Raw genomic sequence first — 664 nt, 5'->3', positions numbered from 1 at the left:
CGCCTACGCGGTCCATCCCGACGCCGTCGAGGCGATCATGCGGGCCGAGCACGGCGATCCCTTCGGGGTCCTCGGGCCGCACGAGGTCGGCGAGGGCCAGTGGGAGGTCCGCGCGGTGCTGCCGGAGGCCCGCGCGGCGACGGTCGTGGTGGCGGAGACCCGCGTGCCGATGGAGCGGCGCCACCCGGCCGGCTTCTTCGTCGCCAGCTTCCCGCATCCGCAGCGGCCGGATTACCGCATCGCGGTCGAGGGCTGGGACAACACCGAGCGCACCCGGCGCGACCCCTACGAGTACGGCGCGACCCTGACGCAGGCGGAGATCGGCCTGCTGCGCGACGTCGGCAACGACGCGGTGCACCGGATGCTCGGTGCGCAGGCCGTCGAGATCGGCGGCACCCCGGGCTTCCGCTTCGCGGTCTGGGCCCCCAATGCCCGTCGGGTCTCGGTGGTCGGCGACTTCAACGACTGGGACGGCCGGCGCCACCCGATGCGGCTGTGGCAGGATGGCGGCGTCTGGGAGCTGTTCATCCCCGAATTGAAGAAGGGCGGCCACTACAAGTTCGAGATCCGCGGTCCCGACGGCGCGCTCCTGCCGCTCAAGGCCGATCCGGTCGCCTTCGCGGCCCAGCAGCCGCCCGAGACCGCCTCGCGCCTCGAAGGCCTG

The 664-nt window shown here is 73.3% G+C and carries 1 protein-coding gene; it reads left to right on the top strand.

Annotated features, from left to right (window positions below; all coding sequences use genetic code 11):
• The coding region (locus VQ03_RS30425; protein WP_425350116.1) for a GlgB N-terminal domain-containing protein at positions 1-664 on the top strand (664 nt) is incomplete at both ends.

The sequence above is a fragment of the Methylobacterium tarhaniae genome, from assembly GCF_001043955.1.
GTDB classification, from domain to species: Bacteria; Pseudomonadota; Alphaproteobacteria; order Rhizobiales; family Beijerinckiaceae; genus Methylobacterium; species Methylobacterium tarhaniae.
This window is presented reverse-complemented; position numbering and strand designations above follow the sequence as displayed.